Origin of the sequence: Moraxella bovis, from assembly GCF_002014975.1 — a bacterium.
GTDB classification, from domain to species: Bacteria; Pseudomonadota; Gammaproteobacteria; order Pseudomonadales; family Moraxellaceae; genus Moraxella; species Moraxella bovis.
The window spans coordinates 47,722-63,406 of the sequence record NZ_MUXV01000024.1 but is presented as its reverse complement, the minus strand read 5'-3'; the positions used below and the strand labels follow the sequence as shown (position 1 = coordinate 63,406).

The following is a 15,685-nucleotide window of genomic DNA, read 5'->3' as shown; positions in this document are numbered from 1 at the left end:
ATGTCAAGCAGTTTTTTTAATTTTTTTGAAAGTTTTTAGAAGTTTGTTTTTAGTTTAACTAACTTTTAAATTCTTTCAAAAGTATTCAAACTTCGTTTTGTTGGTGTTTTGTAACCAACCATTGCTTGAATGAGTGCGTATTATACAGGATAGTTTTGAGTTGTAAAGTCTTTTTGTAGTAATTTTTTAGAAATATTTATAAGTTATTGATTTTTATAAATATTTAATCTCTTGTTTTGACGTCAATCAGCTCAATCTCAAACACCAAATCCGAATTAGGCGGAATCTTACCCACCGCACGCTCGCCATAACCTAAAAAAGCAGGAACGATAAGCCGTCTTTTTCCGCCAACTCTCATCGGCTCGCACGCTGGCAAATCCACGCTTATACCCCATTTGGCAAGCAGTTTTTCGCCAATCTCGCTCCCCAATACGCCCAAATCCCAACCCTTAATCACACGCCCTGTACCGATGACAGTCTCAAAGGCTTGTCCACGGCTGTGCGATGAGTCAAACTCACTGCCGTCCGTGAGCGTGCCTGTGTAGTGAGCCATGATTAACGCCCCACGCTCACACATTTTGCCTGTGCCGATGACAAGGTCAATGATTTCAAATTTGCTCATGATAGCTCCTTAACAAGCTCAAAACGTGGCAAGGTCTTGCCGTCAATCTTTACACTTTCACAAAACATCGTCAAAGAGCGTACCCACACCCCATAATCGCCATATAAGGCACGATAGACAACAAGAATCTCTTCGGTTTCGGAATGGCGAGCGGTGTGTAAGACTTGGTAAAGGTTACCTTTGTAATGGCGGTAGATGCCTGTTTTTAAATTTACATCATTCATAATTCTGCACTTGATAGATTAATTTGCCATTAGTCTCAAGCCATTTTAATAGAAAATTTACATGAGCTATATCATTTTTGCATCTTTTTAACTGTCTTTCAACTTCGGATAATACTAATGGTATTTCAACAATCCATATTTGCTCAATCTCCAAATGATTCTTAAAAATACCAAAATAAAATGCACGATTTCTAGTTATTCTTGATAGATTGCTTTTTGTAATTCTATCCATTTGAAAACTGCAACCCTTATTTGTTTTTGTATTAACCCTTCTGATACTAGCCAAATATTCATAAAAATTACCACTCTCATCTTTGGCGTCAGGAAGATCTTTTTGCGGTATAAGCTGATGACCTAATATTTCAGCCATGATCAATTCTTTTATAATACCTGGCTGCAAAATATTTGAAATCCCATGACTTTTTTCAGCATAAGATTGTGCTTGCAATAACAAATCTATAATTTCTGATGACTTCATACTTTTTAGTTAATTAACAAAAAATTCTCAATAAAATTTCTCACAGTGATATTTCTAATTTCACCTTCCAAAATATTCTTATTCAAAGCAATGATATCATTGTTGTTATTTCTTAGTATGTAAATGTGATTTTTATCACCTATTTCATTAAATACCCCCACTATACAATGATTGCTTGGTACTTTATTAAATAAATAAGAATTCTCATCATTGTCCATATCGCTTTTTTGAAAATAGCAGAGATTAAAAGTAATTAAAAGTGGCTGGGCGTACTTCTGAGCTTCTTTAGCTGTAGCATGTCCACCTTGCAAAACTTTTGGCTTGTTTAAAATCTCTTGGATTTGGCTAGGGTTATTTTTATAAATAACCCCATAAATCTCTTGACCTGTTTTTAGAGAAATAACTTTCACTTTTTTATCCTTAATCAAGCTACACTCACCCTAGCAAACGCTTTCTTCCCTGCCTGTACCACCACCGTTTGTCCTTTTTCTACGGCAAAATCTGCTCCAACGACAGCACCATCTACTTTGACCGAGCCGTTTTTTAGAGCGTCTTTGGCTTGTGCCGAATTTTTTACCAATCCTGCTTGATTTAATAGCTGAGCGATAAACAGTTTATCCCCATCAACGCTTAGCGTAACTTCTGGCAAATCAATCGGTAATTCTCCGTCCGCCAAGCGATTCCCTGCTGATTTATGGGCATTCTCCGCACTTTCTTTATCGTGAAAACGCTCAATCAGCTCATGGGCTAGGATTTTTTTGATTTCTTGCGGATTGCGACCGTTTGCCATGTCATCAAGTAAGGCATTCACTTCACTCATCGGCTTAAAGCTCAAAAGCTCAAAATAGCGAGCGATGAGCGTGTCGGGCATGGATAGGATTTTTTGGTACATCATGCCCGCAGGTTCGTCAATGCCGATGTAGTTGCCAAGCGATTTGGACATTTTTTGTACACCGTCCAAGCCTTCCAAAAGAGGCATGGTCAGACACACCTGTGGCTCTTTGCCATAGCGACCTTGTAGGGTACGCCCCATAAGCACATTAAAGGTTTGGTCAGTTCCGCCAATCTCCACATCGGCTTCCATGGCAATGCTGTCATAGCCTTGCACAAGGGGGTACAAAAATTCGTGAATGGCGATTGGGGTTTGGCTGTTATAACGCTTAGAAAAGTCATCACGTTCAAGCATTCGAGACACAGTAAGCTGACTGGCTAGCTGTATCATGTCGCCTGCACTCATTTTGGAAAACCAATCAGAGTTAAACATAATGGTGGTTTTGTCTTTGTCTAGGATTTTAAAGACTTGCTTGGCGTAAGTTTCGGCATTTGCCTTGACCTGCTCTTCGGATAGGGGCGGACGAGTTGCGTTTTTGCCAGACGGGTCGCCAATGCGAGCGGTGTAGTCGCCGATAAGAAACAGCACTTCATGCCCCAATTCTTGAAAGGCACGCAATTTGTTAAGAACAACTGTATGTCCAAAATGCAAATCAGGGGCGGTGGGGTCCATACCAAGCTTGATACGCAAAGGGCGACCTAGGGCGAGTTTTTTTAACAAATCTTCTTCGGAATAAATCTCAACCACGCCACGTTTTAGAAGTTCAAGTTGTTCGGCAGGGGGCAAAAAATTTGACATAAGACACCTTTTTATATAAAGAAAAATAGCATTATTATAGCATATCGCAAAAATTTGGGGTGATTTTACGTTATAATAGCCTGATATTTGGCATTTTAACCCCAAGAGATGATATGCAATTAGAACAATTAGATGAGCTGATGACGACTGAACCGATGATGTTGGCAGACAACTACTACATCGGTATGATGAGTGGCACAAGTCTTGATGCGTTGGATGCGGTGTTGTGCAATTTTGATGACGACAAGCCTCGCCTTATCGCCACGCACAGTAAGCCCTTTCCTGCCGAATTGCGGGCGATTTTGCTTGCCTTATGCACACCCAATGGCACGGCACCCCTTGCGGTGGGGGAGTTTGACCGATTTAGCGAGCTTGATTTTTGGGGCTTGGCAAGCCGTCTGTATGGTGAGTTTGCCAGCGAGATTGTCAATGAACTGCTTGCCAAAACAGACCTAACAAGCGATGACATCACCGCCATTGGCTGCCATGGGCAAACGGTGCGACATCGCCCCGAGTGGCGTTTTAGCCTACAACTGCTTGACCCCAATATCCTAGCCGAACGCACAGGCATTGCGGTGGTGTCGGACTTTCGTAGACGAGACATGGCGGTGGGCGGTCAAGGGGCTCCCTTGGTGCCTGCTTTTCATCAAGCCATTTTTGAGCAAGATGAGATAACCGATAACAGCCAAACCGTGATTTTAAATTTGGGTGGGATTGCCAACATTACCGTATTGGGTGATGATGTAATAGGCTATGACACAGGCGTGGCAAACCTGCTTATGGACGGCTGGATATACCGTCATCAGGGGGTCGGCTATGACAAACATGGCGACTGGGCCAAATCAGGGGCGGTGGATTCTGCCTTGCTTGATAGGCTCATGACTCACCCCTTTTTAATGCAATCCGCCCCCAAATCCACAGGGCGAGAAGCCTTTAACATGGCGTGGCTTGATGAGATGTTGGCAGATACCGATGTGGAGCCTGTGGACGTGCAAGCGACTTTGTGCGAATTTACCGCTCTATCGGCAGGCCGTGAGATTGCCAAATTTGCCAAAACCCACAACACGCTCTATGTCTGTGGTGGCGGTGCGTATAACGCTCATCTGCTCACACGACTTGGCTATCATCTGCCAAACTTTACCATACACACTACTGATAAGGTCGGTATCAGTCCCGCTTGGGTGGAAGCAGTCGCCTTTGCGTGGCTGGCTCGCCAAAATATGCTCATGCAAACGGGCAACCTACCTGCCGTAACAGGGGCAAAAAAAGGCGTGGTATTGGGCGTGGTGTGTTTTGGGTGATATGGTATTTTATAGATATTAACTCTGTTCTCAACTTTGTATAAGTGATGGATTTACCAAAGGGCAAATTGCAATTTGCCCTACAGCCCGAAAAATAGTCACTGGAAAATCAATAATTTGTAACTTTAGGTTGAGATTGAAGTAGACATTAAGGAGAATTTTTATGACAAGATTATCATTGCTGTGTTTTGTGACAGTAGGTATCTTATGCCAATCATGCAGTGCCGAGACCCAAACGCACTTTTCACAAAAAATCGCCGACTTTGGCGATACGGTGACTTATACCGCCACAACTTATAAAAATAACGTGGTGAACTATGTCGCCCGCAAAGTTGATGACTTTGAATACAACCCCAATCAAAGCAGTGGCACCATCGTCAGTGATGAGATAATCATCAGCGATGATTATTTGTTATTTGGTCATGGCGATGACACCATCACCCCAAACAAGGACGGACTCATCAACATCGTGGCAGTGGGCGACATCATGATAGGGTCGTCCTTTCCCAATGCGGGCTTTTTACCGCCCAATGATGGTCGTGATAGTTTTAAATATGTCAAGCCCTACCTAAAAGGCGATGTGGTCTTTGGCAACTTAGAAGGGGTGCTGCTAGATAATGGTAACTCCACCAAATGCCCCAACACGCCTGCCATCGACCCTGAGACAGGTCAGCCCAAAGCCATGACCTGCTATGCCTTTCGTATGCCAACCCGCTATGCCAAAATCATCAAGGATGCTGGGTTTAATATGTTAAGTCTTGCCAATAACCACACAGGCGACTTTGGCGATGTGGGGCGTAACAGCACAAAAACCACGCTTGCCGATGCTGGTATTTATTATGCAGGTCTTTTATCCAAACCCACCACCACCTTTACCAAAAATGGCGTAAAATACGGCATGGTCGCCTTTGCCCCAAACATCGGTACGCTCTCTATCAATGACTTAGAAACCGCCAAACGCTATGTTAGGGAATTGGATAAAAAAGTGGATATTGTCATCGTCTCTTTTCATGGCGGAGCAGAGGGAGCAGAGCATACCCGAGTACCCAAAACAACTGAGATGTATCTAAATGAAAATCGTGGCGACGTCTATAAATTCTCCCACAGTCTCATCGATGTGGGGGCGGACATCATCATCGGGCATGGCCCGCACGTAACGCGGGCGGTAGAAGTCTATAAAGACCGTTTTATTGCGTATAGCTTGGGGAATTTTAACACTTATGGGGCGTTTAATGTGCGTGGTCTTAACGGCATTGCCCCCATTGTCAATGTCACCATGCAAGCAGACGGCAAATTTGTCTCGGCAAATGTGGTGTCCATTTATCAAACCAAAGAAAATGGGCTAATGATAGATAAGAACAACCGTGCCTTTGGTGAATTAAAACGCTTAACCGAGCTTGATTTTCCTAATAGCGGTTTGGTATTTCGTGATAATAAGATTGCTCGCTCATCAAAATAAGGCGTGATTAATCATATCATGACCCTAACAGGCTTAATATTCGCCACAGGTTTTGGTAGGGGCGTGTTGAACACGTCCTTGATAATGTAACGTTTTATTGTACAGCTAACAAAATTGATTTTACTACACAAACCGTTCGCCCTGAGCTATGCCTGCGGGTCGGTTTCCGTCATGGTTCGACTTAGCTCACCACGAACAGAAAACCGTGGTACTTTTTCATTTTGTAGAGTGTGTTATATTGGCGTAGATGTCAGCAAACACAAACTTGATGTGGCTTAGTTAAAAGACTTAACTTCAATGAAAGTTAAACCCAAACCTTTAATAACAAACCAGATGACTTGTATACCTGACTAATCGACTTAACACCAATGTTGGTGATGAGGTCAACGTTAACGACATTCATCTCATTTTACAAGCCACAGACGTGTATCACGAACCTTTGACCTATTACTTACACGATTTAGGCTTTAAAGTCAGCACCATCAATCCTGCTTTTATCAAACACTATGCTGATGGCTTAGGGGGTCAGACAAAAGACTGATAAAAAAAGACAGTACCATCCTTGCCAAATATGGGAGGGCAACCCACCCTGATACTTGGATTACCCCAAGTGATGATGCTCGTCAAATCCTAGGTTGGGACATGATGGGTTTTGACATGATGGATTTTTTAAAAAATTATCATTTTTTCCTTCTTTTATCCTTGAAAAAATCCACCCCACCCCCATTTAGGAATAACATAACAATAATAATCACAACCCCTTTCCTCAACCCACTGCCCCTCCTTCAGTGGGTCTTTTTTTGCCTGCATATAAAATTGATGAATTATTGTACAGATTTATTTTATTGCTATACTACACTTAATTTGTGCCAATGTTTTTTGGTAATTTTTACATTAAAATTGTTTCAAAACATTGCAACTTTTTGGCATTTCGTCTTATAATAAGGCACTTTATCCATCGATTTTTATCATGAGTGCAACGCCAAATATTGAGCGGTCTCATCAGAGAACTAAGCCCACTTATAAAAAACGTCTCATCCTAGTGCTGTGCGTGTTGGCACTTCTGCCCCTTGCCGAGAAAACCATGTCCACGGCACAGGCAGGGGTTTTTGACTCATTGCTAAAAATTCTCCTGCCCTTTTATGATGGTGACCGCAGTCTTGGCGATAACTCACCCCAAGACACCAATAAAGACAACGATGAAGGCACGCCACAGACGGCAGAGCCTGCTTTTATGCCTGTCGCCCCATCTCAGCCCGAACTAAGCACCCCCAACAAGCTTGATGAGCCTGACATGGGCGAGTATATCGATGACGGCACCGATGATGATTACCTGCCCAATGCCGACACGGTAGACATCCCCGACATCATCTTTGATGACATCCTAAACGCCCACGACAGCACGCCCATGCTTGGCTATCCTGATTTGTACGCCCTGCTGTCGGCGGAGTTTGGCGTGGACAGGGGGCAGATTGGTGAGTCTTTGACCATTTATAAAGCTGAGAGCTTTACCGCCAATGCCACAGCCGTCTTTGAGCGTGCATTGGCACTGTCCATCGAGTACGAGACCCCCGAACAGTCGCTTGCCTTTGCTCGGGCGTGGCAACGCCAAAACCCTGAGCATATCCCTGCGTGGTTCTATGTCGCCCATCTGGCTCTAAAAGCAGGCGACTATCATGAAGCCAGTACCATGCTGGCGATGATTTTGGATTATGATGAAAAAGCAGATTTGACGGGGATTTTGACAGGGATTTTTCCACAAAACCCTGACGAACAGCGACAGCTTTTTACCGCCTTGCAAACCATGGAAGACGACAACCCATCGCTGTCAGTACTGCGAGCAGGTCTTTTGCTACGCCTACAAGACTACGCCCCTGCTTTGGCTTACATCAACAAAGCCCTAGAAGACGAACCCGATAACCTTGCCTTTATTACCCTAAAAATCGACATCCTAAAAGAGAGCGGACAAGAGTCCGCCATGTGGGCGTTTATCCGCCAAAAAGTCAAGGAGTTGCCCACCATCAAAGAGCTACACCTGTACGAGATTCGCCATGAAATAGACATGGGTCAGCTTGGACGGGCGTGGGATTTACTACAAGTGGCAAACCGTCAAACCAAAGACCCCGATGTTGCCCTGCTGACCGCCTTGGTCGGGCTAGACATCGGCAAATATGAAAATGCCCGTACGGTCTTAACCCCCTTACTTGACGTGCCTGCCTTTAATAGCCGTGCCAATTACTACCTTGCCATCAGCTACGAACGCTCGGGCAACCTTACCCTTGCCAAAGAGCATTATGAAAAGGTCAAAGACTCCGAGCATGTGCTAGACGCCCGCACCAAAGTGGTCGGCTACTATCTTGCCAAAGATGACGTGGACAAAGCGATTGCCACTTTGGTGCGACTGCGTGATGACTTTGAGATTTATGCCATTGACAGCTATCTGCTTCATGCCGAGATTTTGCTACGTCAAGACAAAAAAACCGAAGCCCAAAACCTGCTTACCGTCGCCAATCGTGAATATCCCGATGATGACCGCCTGCTCTTTGCCAGTTTTCAGCTTTTGCAAAATGAGCTTAGCGATGATGACAAACGCTTTGCCATCGATAAGCTCTTGGAGCTTGACCGTATGAACCCTGCATATCGCCTAGCCGACATCAAACTTCGCCTAAGCCAAAACCCCAACGACCTATCAGCACTCGAAGGGGCGATGAGCCTTGCCCAAATCAGCTCGGACGACCCCAATTACGACCCACAGTTACAGCTTGAAGCTCTTATCGTACTTGGCAATCACGCCCTATCACAGGGCAACTATCGGGCGGTGCTGGACTACCTAGAAATGCCCTATGAAGTCGCCCCCGACCTAAACGCAGGCATAACCCTACTGCATGCCTACCAAGGGCTTGGCGAGTCTGATAAGGTCGATCGCCTGCTTGCCGACCTACAAAACCGCTTTGCCTTTGGACAAAATCGGACAGGACAGGAAGTGCAAGAATATTAGGGTTTGGGAATGATTTTTGGATAAATGATTTGCCCTATATATCCAAATTTTAACATGTATTTTTATTTGACAATGCCTTATTAAATTAACCCTTAAACAACTGTTAAACAACTTTAAAAAATCTTTTTAACCATCATTTAAGCAAAAGACAACTTATACCCCATTCTCAACTTTATATAAATGATTGATTTATCAAGGGCGAACGATTCACCCCTACAATCGAAAAAAGGCTCTGGTTCAAAAAGTATGCTACAAAGAAAACCGTTCGTGGCGAGCTTGGGAAACCTAACGGTTTTCCTACCCGCAGGCAGGCTCAAGGAGAGCGGAAAAACTAGTTCAGCATACTTTTTAGACTACTACCGAAAAAAATAATTATGGAACAATCAATAAGTTACCATTTTAAGTGGAGAATTAAGTAACATCTTGTATTTAGCCCAATCTTTGTTTTAAATAACTTTTAAAAACTCTTTAACACTCATTATTCATTAGGGCGTGTTGAACATTGATAACATTTTTATAAAATAAGATGAAAATTTAACGTTTCAATCTATTTTTGCATGAAAAATGGCTAAATCTTGTTTTTCTGCGTCAAAAACTTGGCTTGATAGAATAACTATCAACCTCAAGTTTTTTCCTTGAAAAACGTGCGATTTTTCTCATTTTTCATGGCAAATACCAATATTCAACACACCCTAATTCTTTACTCATCATTATTTACCATTTAATCATCAAAAAGCTTATGAAATTTATCCGCCCCCTTATCCTTACCCTAGTCGCCACAGGCTCGCTCACCGCCTGCCAAACCCTGCCCAAGACCACCCCTGTCATCAGCGAGCAGGTTCATGATGATGTCTTACGCTTTGCCATCACGGGTAAAATCGGTATTACCACAAACACCGCCAACGGCAAACAGGCAGGCAGTGCTTTTTATAACTGGGGACAAGAAGATGAGCGGTTTGCTATTGACCTAACAGGGGCGTTTGGCATGGGGGCAACCCAAATCCGCTATGACGGACAGCAAGCCACACTCACCAACGACAAGGGCGAGATACAGGCGGACAGCCCCGAAGAGTTGCTCCAAAAAGCCACAGGATGGCACGCCCCCATCAGTCATCTGCCCCACTGGATTGTCGGCAAAACCGCCCAAGGCGACACCGACAGTCAGCAGGACGAGCAAGGCAGGCTCACCCAAAGCACCAATGATGAGTGGACAGCCAGTTTTGAATACCCCAAAAACAGCCCACGTCCCAGCCGTCTTATCATCAATCACACCGACGGACATCGTGTGGTGATGACCATCGTTTATCCGAATTGATATCATGAGTCAGCTTACTTTATTCTCGCCTGCCAAACTCAACTTGTTTTTGCACATCACTGGCAGGGCGGACAACGGTTATCATCATCTGCAAAGCGTCTTTACCGCCATTGATTTTGGTGACACGCTCTCTTTTCGCACGTCCACAAGCCAGAAGCTTGTGACCTTGATAGGAGCGGATGAACTGACCGACGACATCAATGATAACCTTATCGTCAAGGCGGTCGAGACCTTAGCCAAACGCTACCCTGCTTATGCCTCATCCGTCCAAATCGTCCTAGAAAAGCACATCCCCACAGGGGCAGGACTGGGCGGGGGTTCCTCCAACTGCGCGACCACGCTCATCGCCATCAACGAGCTGTGGGGACTTCGGCTCTCTGCCGATGAGCTTATCAAGATTGGGGCGAGCCTTGGGGCGGACGTGCCGTTTTTTATTTTTGCCCATTTTCACAGAACCTCCGCCATCGCCACGGGCATTGGCGAGATACTAAGTGCCATTGACTTACCCGACTGTGGCTATCTGGTGTTACTGCCTGATGAACACGTCAGCACCGCCACGCTGTTCGGCTGTGATGAGCTCAAACGGGACTGCCCTGTGTATAGCCATCACGCCCTATCGGATGCCAACTTCTTTGGCGATAATGCCTTATTTACCAACGTCTTTACCCCGCTGGTGCTGGCACGCTCTGCCAAAGTCGCCCATGCGTTTGGCTATCTGTGTGACTTAGAGCACAAGATTGGCACCAAGGTGCGCATGAGTGGCACAGGTTCGGCGGTGTTTTTGCCCATTCCCTATAAGCTCATTGACACCGCCATCAACCGCTTGATAGACAATGCCCCCTGTCCTGCACTCTTTGCTCGGGGACTTTACTAAATGGGCATTTTAAATTGATAAATTTCAAATACTTAGCAATTTATTTTAAAATTTTAAAAATTAGCCCTTGCATAATTTTAATTTTTCGGTATAATTGTCCGCCTATATAGGGGCGTCGCCAAGTTGGTAAGGCATCAGGTTTTGATCCTGACATCCGTTGGTTCGAGTCCAGCCGCCTCTGCCATTTTTTGTAAATTTTTAAAAAATTTATCACACTTTATAGGGGCGTCGCCAAGTTGGTAAGGCATCAGGTTTTGATCCTGACATCCGTTGGTTCGAGTCCAGCCGCCTCTGCCATCTTCTTTTGGTTGAGAAGAGTAAAAAAGCCAGTTGAAAGACTGGTTTTTTTACGTTTGTTGTTTACACATTGCTATTTTACCGCGTTTGAGTCTTTGCAATGATGGTAAAAAATGGTAAAATAATCTTGCTAACCCCACTGTCCCAACCATAGGATTTTTTCATGTCATATATGGCCGTCTTTTCAGGAAGTGCCAATCCTGAACTTGCTCAAACCGTCGCCAACCATCTTCACATCCCCCTAAGTAAGTCTGATATTACCCGTTTCTCTGATGGCGAGATTGCCGTTGAGATTAAAGAGAACGTGCGTGGTAAAGACGTTTTTATCCTCCAACCGACCTGTGCCCCGACCAACGACCATCTGATGGAAGTGGTGCTACTGGCGGACGCTCTACGCCGTTCTAGTGCAGGACGTATCACTGCCGTGATTCCTTATTTTGGCTATGCTCGCCAAGACCGTCGCCCCCGTTCGGCTCGTGTGCCTATCTCGGCTCGTGTGGTGGCAGACATGCTGTCCATCGCTGGCATTGACCGTGTGATGGTGGTGGATTTGCACGCTGACCAAATCCAAGGTTTCTTTGACGTACCCGTGGACAACCTATACGCCACGCCCGTGCTACTTAGCGACCTAAAACAAAAAAATTATGAGAACATCATGGTCGTTTCCCCTGATGTCGGTGGCGTGGTGCGAGCCAGAGCCGTCGCCAAATCACTGGGTGATGTTGACCTTGCCATCATCGACAAACGCCGTGCCAAAGCCAATGAATCCGAAGTCATGCACATCATCGGCGACGTGTCAGGACGTGACTGCATCATTGTCGATGACATCGTAGATACCGCAGGCACACTGTGCAAAGCCGCCCAAGCCCTAAAAAACAAAGGGGCAAAACGTGTGGTCGGCTACATCACGCACCCTGTACTCTCGGGCAAGGCACTAGACAACATCTCAAGCTCCGCCCTAGATGAGATTGTAGTTACTGACACCATTCCTTTGACGGACGAAGCCAAAGCCTGCTCAAAAATCCGTCAAGTGACCATCGCATCAATGATTGCTGAGAGCCTGCGTCGTATCAACAACGAAGAATCCATCAGTGCGATGTTTGATTATTGATTGACATCAAAAAGCAATCACTTATCGTTACTTTAACTGACGTGGGCAGGCGTGATGACTTTATCCATCAAGCCTGCCCCTTTTGTGTTTTCAAAAATAGGAAAATCACACGTTTTTAAAACGTTGTCAGCCTACCATCAAATGGGCTGTTATAAGTGTGATAAACAACTTCAATACTTTCAACCATTGGTAGCTCTATCTTTTTATTCATAAATTTATAATATGGATAATTTAATTGAGAGGCTTGGTCATTAGCTAGTTTTTTTGATTTATGATTATTTACAACAAAATATTTTTCAGTTTTTTATGGTTACCACCCATAAGTGACGAAGAAACCACCCCAGTTATGGTATTTCATTCTTTTTATCCTTATTAAAATCTATCATATAATAAGGAAATTGCAAAAAAATTAAAAATTACTATCAGTACAATGATTGATGTGGGAGAGATAATAAATATAATTTTGGCTCTGGTTCAAAAAGTATGCTACAGAGAAAACCGTTCGTGGCGAGCTTGGGAAACCTAACGGTTTTCCTACCCGCAGGCAGGCTCAGGGCGAACGGAAAACCTAGTTCAGCATACTTTTTAGACTACTACCATAATTTTAAGTCTTCTATAATTACTTCTTTGTTTTCTTTTGCATTTTTTTATTCTAATTTATATAAACAAGTATTCTATTAGAAAAATAAAACAAATAAAACCATCTCAACAACACCACCAAAAATATAAGCGGTTAAAGAACATAAAATAAAAGAGATGATAAAAAATACATGAAAAATTTTAATGAGATTTTTTTATCTGATTGACGTTAAGTAATTCATCAATAAATTTGGTTAATTCCATCAAAATCCCCATGGGCTGACAAAACAGCCCGTTATAGCATGCCTATAAAAAATAGTTTTAAGGATGAATATTTACTCATCATTCATTTTTTACTCTCAGTATTTTATGAGTTTATCCCATCATCAAAAAATAAAATATCTCTGACATCTTACCCATTTCATGATAAAATAAGGGCATTTATGACTTTAAGGATTTGCCATGACCGCACAAACCACGCTCGCCCAATACCTAGAATCCCACGCCACGCCAGAGCTTGCCAGCACCATGACCACGCTTGCCACAGCGAGCGTTGCTATTAGTCATTTACTAGATAAAGGGGCATTGGCAGGCATTCACGGCGAAGCAGGCGGACAAAATGTGCAAGGCGAAGCCCAAAAAAAGCTGGACGTGATTTCCAACAACCTGCTACTAAACGCCCTAATCCACAACCCCAACTGTGCAGGGGTGGCATCGGAAGAGCTTGATGAGATTAGCCCTGCCAACGATGACGGCACCCTGCTCGTTACCTTTGACCCGCTTGACGGCTCGTCCAACATTGACATTAATATGACGGTGGGGACGATTTTTTCTATTTTGCCTTATCGCAATCAAGGACAAAAGGCGTGTGAGAGCGACTTTTTGCAAAAAGGCGAAAATCAGCTTGGGGCAGGTTATTTTATCTATGGCACGTCCACCATGCTGGCGGTAACTTTTGGGGCAGGCGTTGCCATGTTTAGCTTTGACCCGATGACCCAAACTTATATTTTGATTAACGACAATGTGCGTATCAGCGAGCAGACTGCCGAGTATGCGATTAATGCCTCCAACCGCCGTTATTGGCTACCACCAATCCAGCAGTACATTGAAGAGTTGGTGCAAGGCGACACAGGCATACGCCAAAAAGACTACAACACACGCTGGGTGGCGGCGATGATTGCCGATGTGCATCGTATTTTGATTCGTGGTGGGGTGTTTATGTATCCGTATGATACCAAAATTGCAGGTAAGGCGGGCAAACTTCGCCTGATGTACGAAGCCAATCCGATGAGTTTTATCATTGAACAAGCGGACGGGGCAAGTACGGACGGCGTGGTGCGTATTATGGATATTATCCCGACCGCCATTCATCAGCGTATCCCTGTGGTGCTAGGAGCAAAAGAAGAAGTGAACTATGTCAAGGCGTTGCACGAGACGGCAGGGATTTTGGCGAATGGGGATAAGTCGAGCGAATGAGACAAGAGTTTTATTATCAACCAAAAACGCTTTCAGAATCCGTCAATTATTTTTTATGGGGACTTTTGGTGTTTGGCATTTTGGTATGTGCCATTTTGCTCTGTGTCTTATATTTAAATTTACTCAATCCCAATAAAGACAATTTTTCAATCATTAAAGATTTGATTATTGTCGCCGTGCCTTTATTTATGATTTATAAGGCAATCATGCCTAACAAGTTGCATGACAAAGACAATCAAAAACCCATGCCAATGTTTATCTTTGATGAAATTGGCATGGTGTTTAATCACCCAAAACACGGTTTTGAATTAGAGTGGCAAGACATTCAATCGGTTGATATTAGTTTTATGTTTAATATACCAACATTGATTATTCATACAAAAACAAACAAACACAAAATAGATATGCAATATTTTGAAAATAATGAGAATGTCGATATTCAAAAAGTTTTTAATGAATATGCGATAAAATATAGTGGCAAAAAATTAATTTTATAAACCCATTTAAAAAACTTCATATGATTATCACCTCCAAAGACAACCCCCTAATTAAAACCGCCCACGCCTTACTAACCGACCCTAAAAAAAGAAAGAAACTTGGGCAAACGGTCATTGAAGGCACGCATTTATTGGACGCTTATTTAAAAGCAGGTAAAATGCCAATCACAACCATTGTCAGCGAAAGTGGAATGACAAATACTGAAATTCAAAGTTTACTTGCCAAGTTAAATAAAAATCCCATTATCATCAGTGATACTTTATATAAAGCCATTCGCACGCTTGGCGAAAGTTTGCCCATAATGGCAATCATTGAGATGCCAAGTTTGATTTTAAATCAAGCCATTGAAAACGACTGCTTAATTATCAATGGCATTCAAGATACGGGCAATTTGGGAACGCTACTTCGCACCGCCAGTGCCACAGGATTTGAAACGGTGATTTGCACCACAGGCACGGCTCACGCCTATAATCCCAAAACAATGCGTGCTGGCATGGGGGCAAATTTTAGTTTACATATTTATGAAAATGTGGGGATTGATGAGATTTTTGACTTCGTTAAAGTGCCCATGTTTGCCACAACTTCGCACGCTGATGGCTTGATTTATCATAAGGATTTGACCAAACCGCTTGCCCTGATTATGGGACACGAAGGGCAAGGCGTGGATAAGATTTTATTAAAAGAATGCACGCCCCTAACCCTACCCCAATACGGACAAGAAAGCCTAAATGTCGGTGTGGCGGGGAGCGTGTGTTTGTATGAGATTTTAAGGCAGAGAAGGTTTAAAAACACCCACAGCATTCGCTAGGCACAAACTTGAAAT

At 43.7% G+C, this 15,685-nt stretch carries 14 protein-coding genes and 2 tRNA genes; 11 read left to right on the top strand and 5 right to left on the bottom strand.

Annotated features, from left to right (window positions below):
- Positions 1–223 precede the first annotated feature (223 nt).
- Genes B0182_RS06365 through tyrS form a run of 5 tightly spaced genes read right to left on the bottom strand, consistent with a single transcriptional unit; the run spans position 224 to position 2,954 of the window.
- A complete protein-coding gene (locus tag B0182_RS06365; RefSeq protein WP_078274112.1) occupies positions 224–625 on the bottom strand; it encodes an FKBP-type peptidyl-prolyl cis-trans isomerase in 402 nt (133 codons plus the stop codon).
- Positions 619–846, bottom strand: coding sequence for a DUF1653 domain-containing protein (locus B0182_RS06360; RefSeq protein WP_078274111.1), 228 nt, complete (start codon positions 844–846; stop codon positions 619–621). Before B0182_RS06360 ends, B0182_RS06365 begins: the two co-directional genes overlap by 7 nt.
- Positions 839–1,324, bottom strand: a complete 486-nt coding sequence (locus tag B0182_RS06355) for a PDDEXK family nuclease (protein WP_078274110.1) — start codon at positions 1,322–1,324, stop codon at positions 839–841. Before B0182_RS06355 ends, B0182_RS06360 begins: the two co-directional genes overlap by 8 nt.
- Positions 1,325–1,329: 5 nt before the next feature.
- Complete coding sequence (locus B0182_RS06350; protein WP_143821683.1) at positions 1,330–1,734, bottom strand: hypothetical protein; 405 nt, start codon at positions 1,732–1,734, stop codon at positions 1,330–1,332.
- Positions 1,735–1,748: 14 nt separating this feature from the next.
- The gene (tyrS, locus tag B0182_RS06345) at positions 1,749–2,954 is read right to left on the bottom strand and encodes a tyrosine--tRNA ligase (protein WP_078274108.1); all 1,206 of its coding nucleotides are present in this window, start codon (positions 2,952–2,954) and stop codon (positions 1,749–1,751) included.
- 140 nt (positions 2,955–3,094) lie between these two features.
- On the opposite strand from tyrS, the gene B0182_RS06340 reads away from it, so the two are divergent.
- The 11 genes from B0182_RS06340 to B0182_RS06290 all read left to right on the top strand — a co-directional run bounded on the left by B0182_RS06340 (position 3,095) and on the right by B0182_RS06290 (position 15,670).
- Complete coding sequence (locus B0182_RS06340; protein ID WP_228157855.1) at positions 3,095–4,255, top strand: anhydro-N-acetylmuramic acid kinase; 1,161 nt, start codon at positions 3,095–3,097, stop codon at positions 4,253–4,255.
- Positions 4,256–4,418: 163 nt separating this feature from the next.
- Positions 4,419–5,714 carry a CapA family protein gene (locus B0182_RS06335; protein ID WP_078274106.1) on the top strand — a complete coding sequence of 432 codons (1,296 nt, stop codon included), beginning with the start codon at positions 4,419–4,421 and terminating at the stop codon, positions 5,712–5,714.
- A 970-nt stretch (positions 5,715–6,684) separates the two neighbouring features.
- Entirely contained in the window at positions 6,685–8,712 is a 2,028-nt protein-coding gene (locus B0182_RS06330) for a tetratricopeptide repeat protein (protein ID WP_078274105.1), read from the top strand.
- Positions 8,713–9,451: 739 nt separating this feature from the next.
- Positions 9,452–10,027 (top strand): lipoprotein insertase outer membrane protein LolB, encoded by a 576-nt coding sequence (gene lolB, locus B0182_RS06325; protein WP_029104075.1) that lies wholly within the window; start codon positions 9,452–9,454, stop codon positions 10,025–10,027.
- 4 nt (positions 10,028–10,031) lie between these two features.
- On the top strand, positions 10,032–10,901 hold the full coding sequence (ispE, locus tag B0182_RS06320) for a 4-(cytidine 5'-diphospho)-2-C-methyl-D-erythritol kinase (protein WP_078274104.1): 870 nt from the start codon (positions 10,032–10,034) through the stop codon (positions 10,899–10,901).
- 108 nt (positions 10,902–11,009) lie between these two features.
- Positions 11,010–11,085, top strand: a tRNA-Gln gene (locus B0182_RS06315).
- 37 nt (positions 11,086–11,122) lie between these two features.
- Positions 11,123–11,198 (top strand) — tRNA-Gln (locus tag B0182_RS06310).
- A 163-nt stretch (positions 11,199–11,361) separates the two neighbouring features.
- Complete coding sequence (locus B0182_RS06305; RefSeq protein WP_078274103.1) at positions 11,362–12,309, top strand: ribose-phosphate pyrophosphokinase; 948 nt, start codon at positions 11,362–11,364, stop codon at positions 12,307–12,309.
- A 1,041-nt stretch (positions 12,310–13,350) separates the two neighbouring features.
- A complete protein-coding gene (locus B0182_RS06300; RefSeq protein WP_078274102.1) occupies positions 13,351–14,364 on the top strand; it encodes a class 1 fructose-bisphosphatase in 1,014 nt (337 codons plus the stop codon).
- Positions 14,361–14,861: a hypothetical protein gene (locus B0182_RS06295; protein ID WP_078274101.1), complete on the top strand. Its 501-nt coding sequence runs from the start codon at positions 14,361–14,363 to the stop codon at positions 14,859–14,861. Before B0182_RS06300 ends, B0182_RS06295 begins: the two co-directional genes overlap by 4 nt.
- A gap of 20 nt (positions 14,862–14,881) precedes the next feature.
- Complete coding sequence (locus B0182_RS06290; RefSeq protein WP_078274100.1) at positions 14,882–15,670, top strand: TrmH family RNA methyltransferase; 789 nt, start codon at positions 14,882–14,884, stop codon at positions 15,668–15,670.
- Positions 15,671–15,685 lie beyond the last annotated feature (15 nt).

Coding starts and splice junctions, on each gene's coding strand:
- B0182_RS06360 (WP_078274111.1), bottom strand. CDS start 846: ATGAATGATGTAAATTTAAAAACAGGCATCTACCGCCATTACAAAGGT.
- B0182_RS06355 (WP_078274110.1), bottom strand. CDS start 1,324: ATGAAGTCATCAGAAATTATAGATTTGTTATTGCAAGCACAATCTTAT.
- tyrS (WP_078274108.1), bottom strand. CDS start 2,954: ATGTCAAATTTTTTGCCCCCTGCCGAACAACTTGAACTTCTAAAACGT.
- B0182_RS06340 (WP_228157855.1), top strand. CDS start 3,095: ATGACGACTGAACCGATGATGTTGGCAGACAACTACTACATCGGTATG.
- B0182_RS06335 (WP_078274106.1), top strand. CDS start 4,419: ATGACAAGATTATCATTGCTGTGTTTTGTGACAGTAGGTATCTTATGC.
- B0182_RS06330 (WP_078274105.1), top strand. CDS start 6,685: ATGAGTGCAACGCCAAATATTGAGCGGTCTCATCAGAGAACTAAGCCC.
- lolB (WP_029104075.1), top strand. CDS start 9,452: ATGAAATTTATCCGCCCCCTTATCCTTACCCTAGTCGCCACAGGCTCG.
- ispE (WP_078274104.1), top strand. CDS start 10,032: ATGAGTCAGCTTACTTTATTCTCGCCTGCCAAACTCAACTTGTTTTTG.
- B0182_RS06305 (WP_078274103.1), top strand. CDS start 11,362: ATGTCATATATGGCCGTCTTTTCAGGAAGTGCCAATCCTGAACTTGCT.
- B0182_RS06300 (WP_078274102.1), top strand. CDS start 13,351: ATGACCGCACAAACCACGCTCGCCCAATACCTAGAATCCCACGCCACG.
- B0182_RS06295 (WP_078274101.1), top strand. CDS start 14,361: ATGAGACAAGAGTTTTATTATCAACCAAAAACGCTTTCAGAATCCGTC.
- B0182_RS06290 (WP_078274100.1), top strand. CDS start 14,882: ATGATTATCACCTCCAAAGACAACCCCCTAATTAAAACCGCCCACGCC.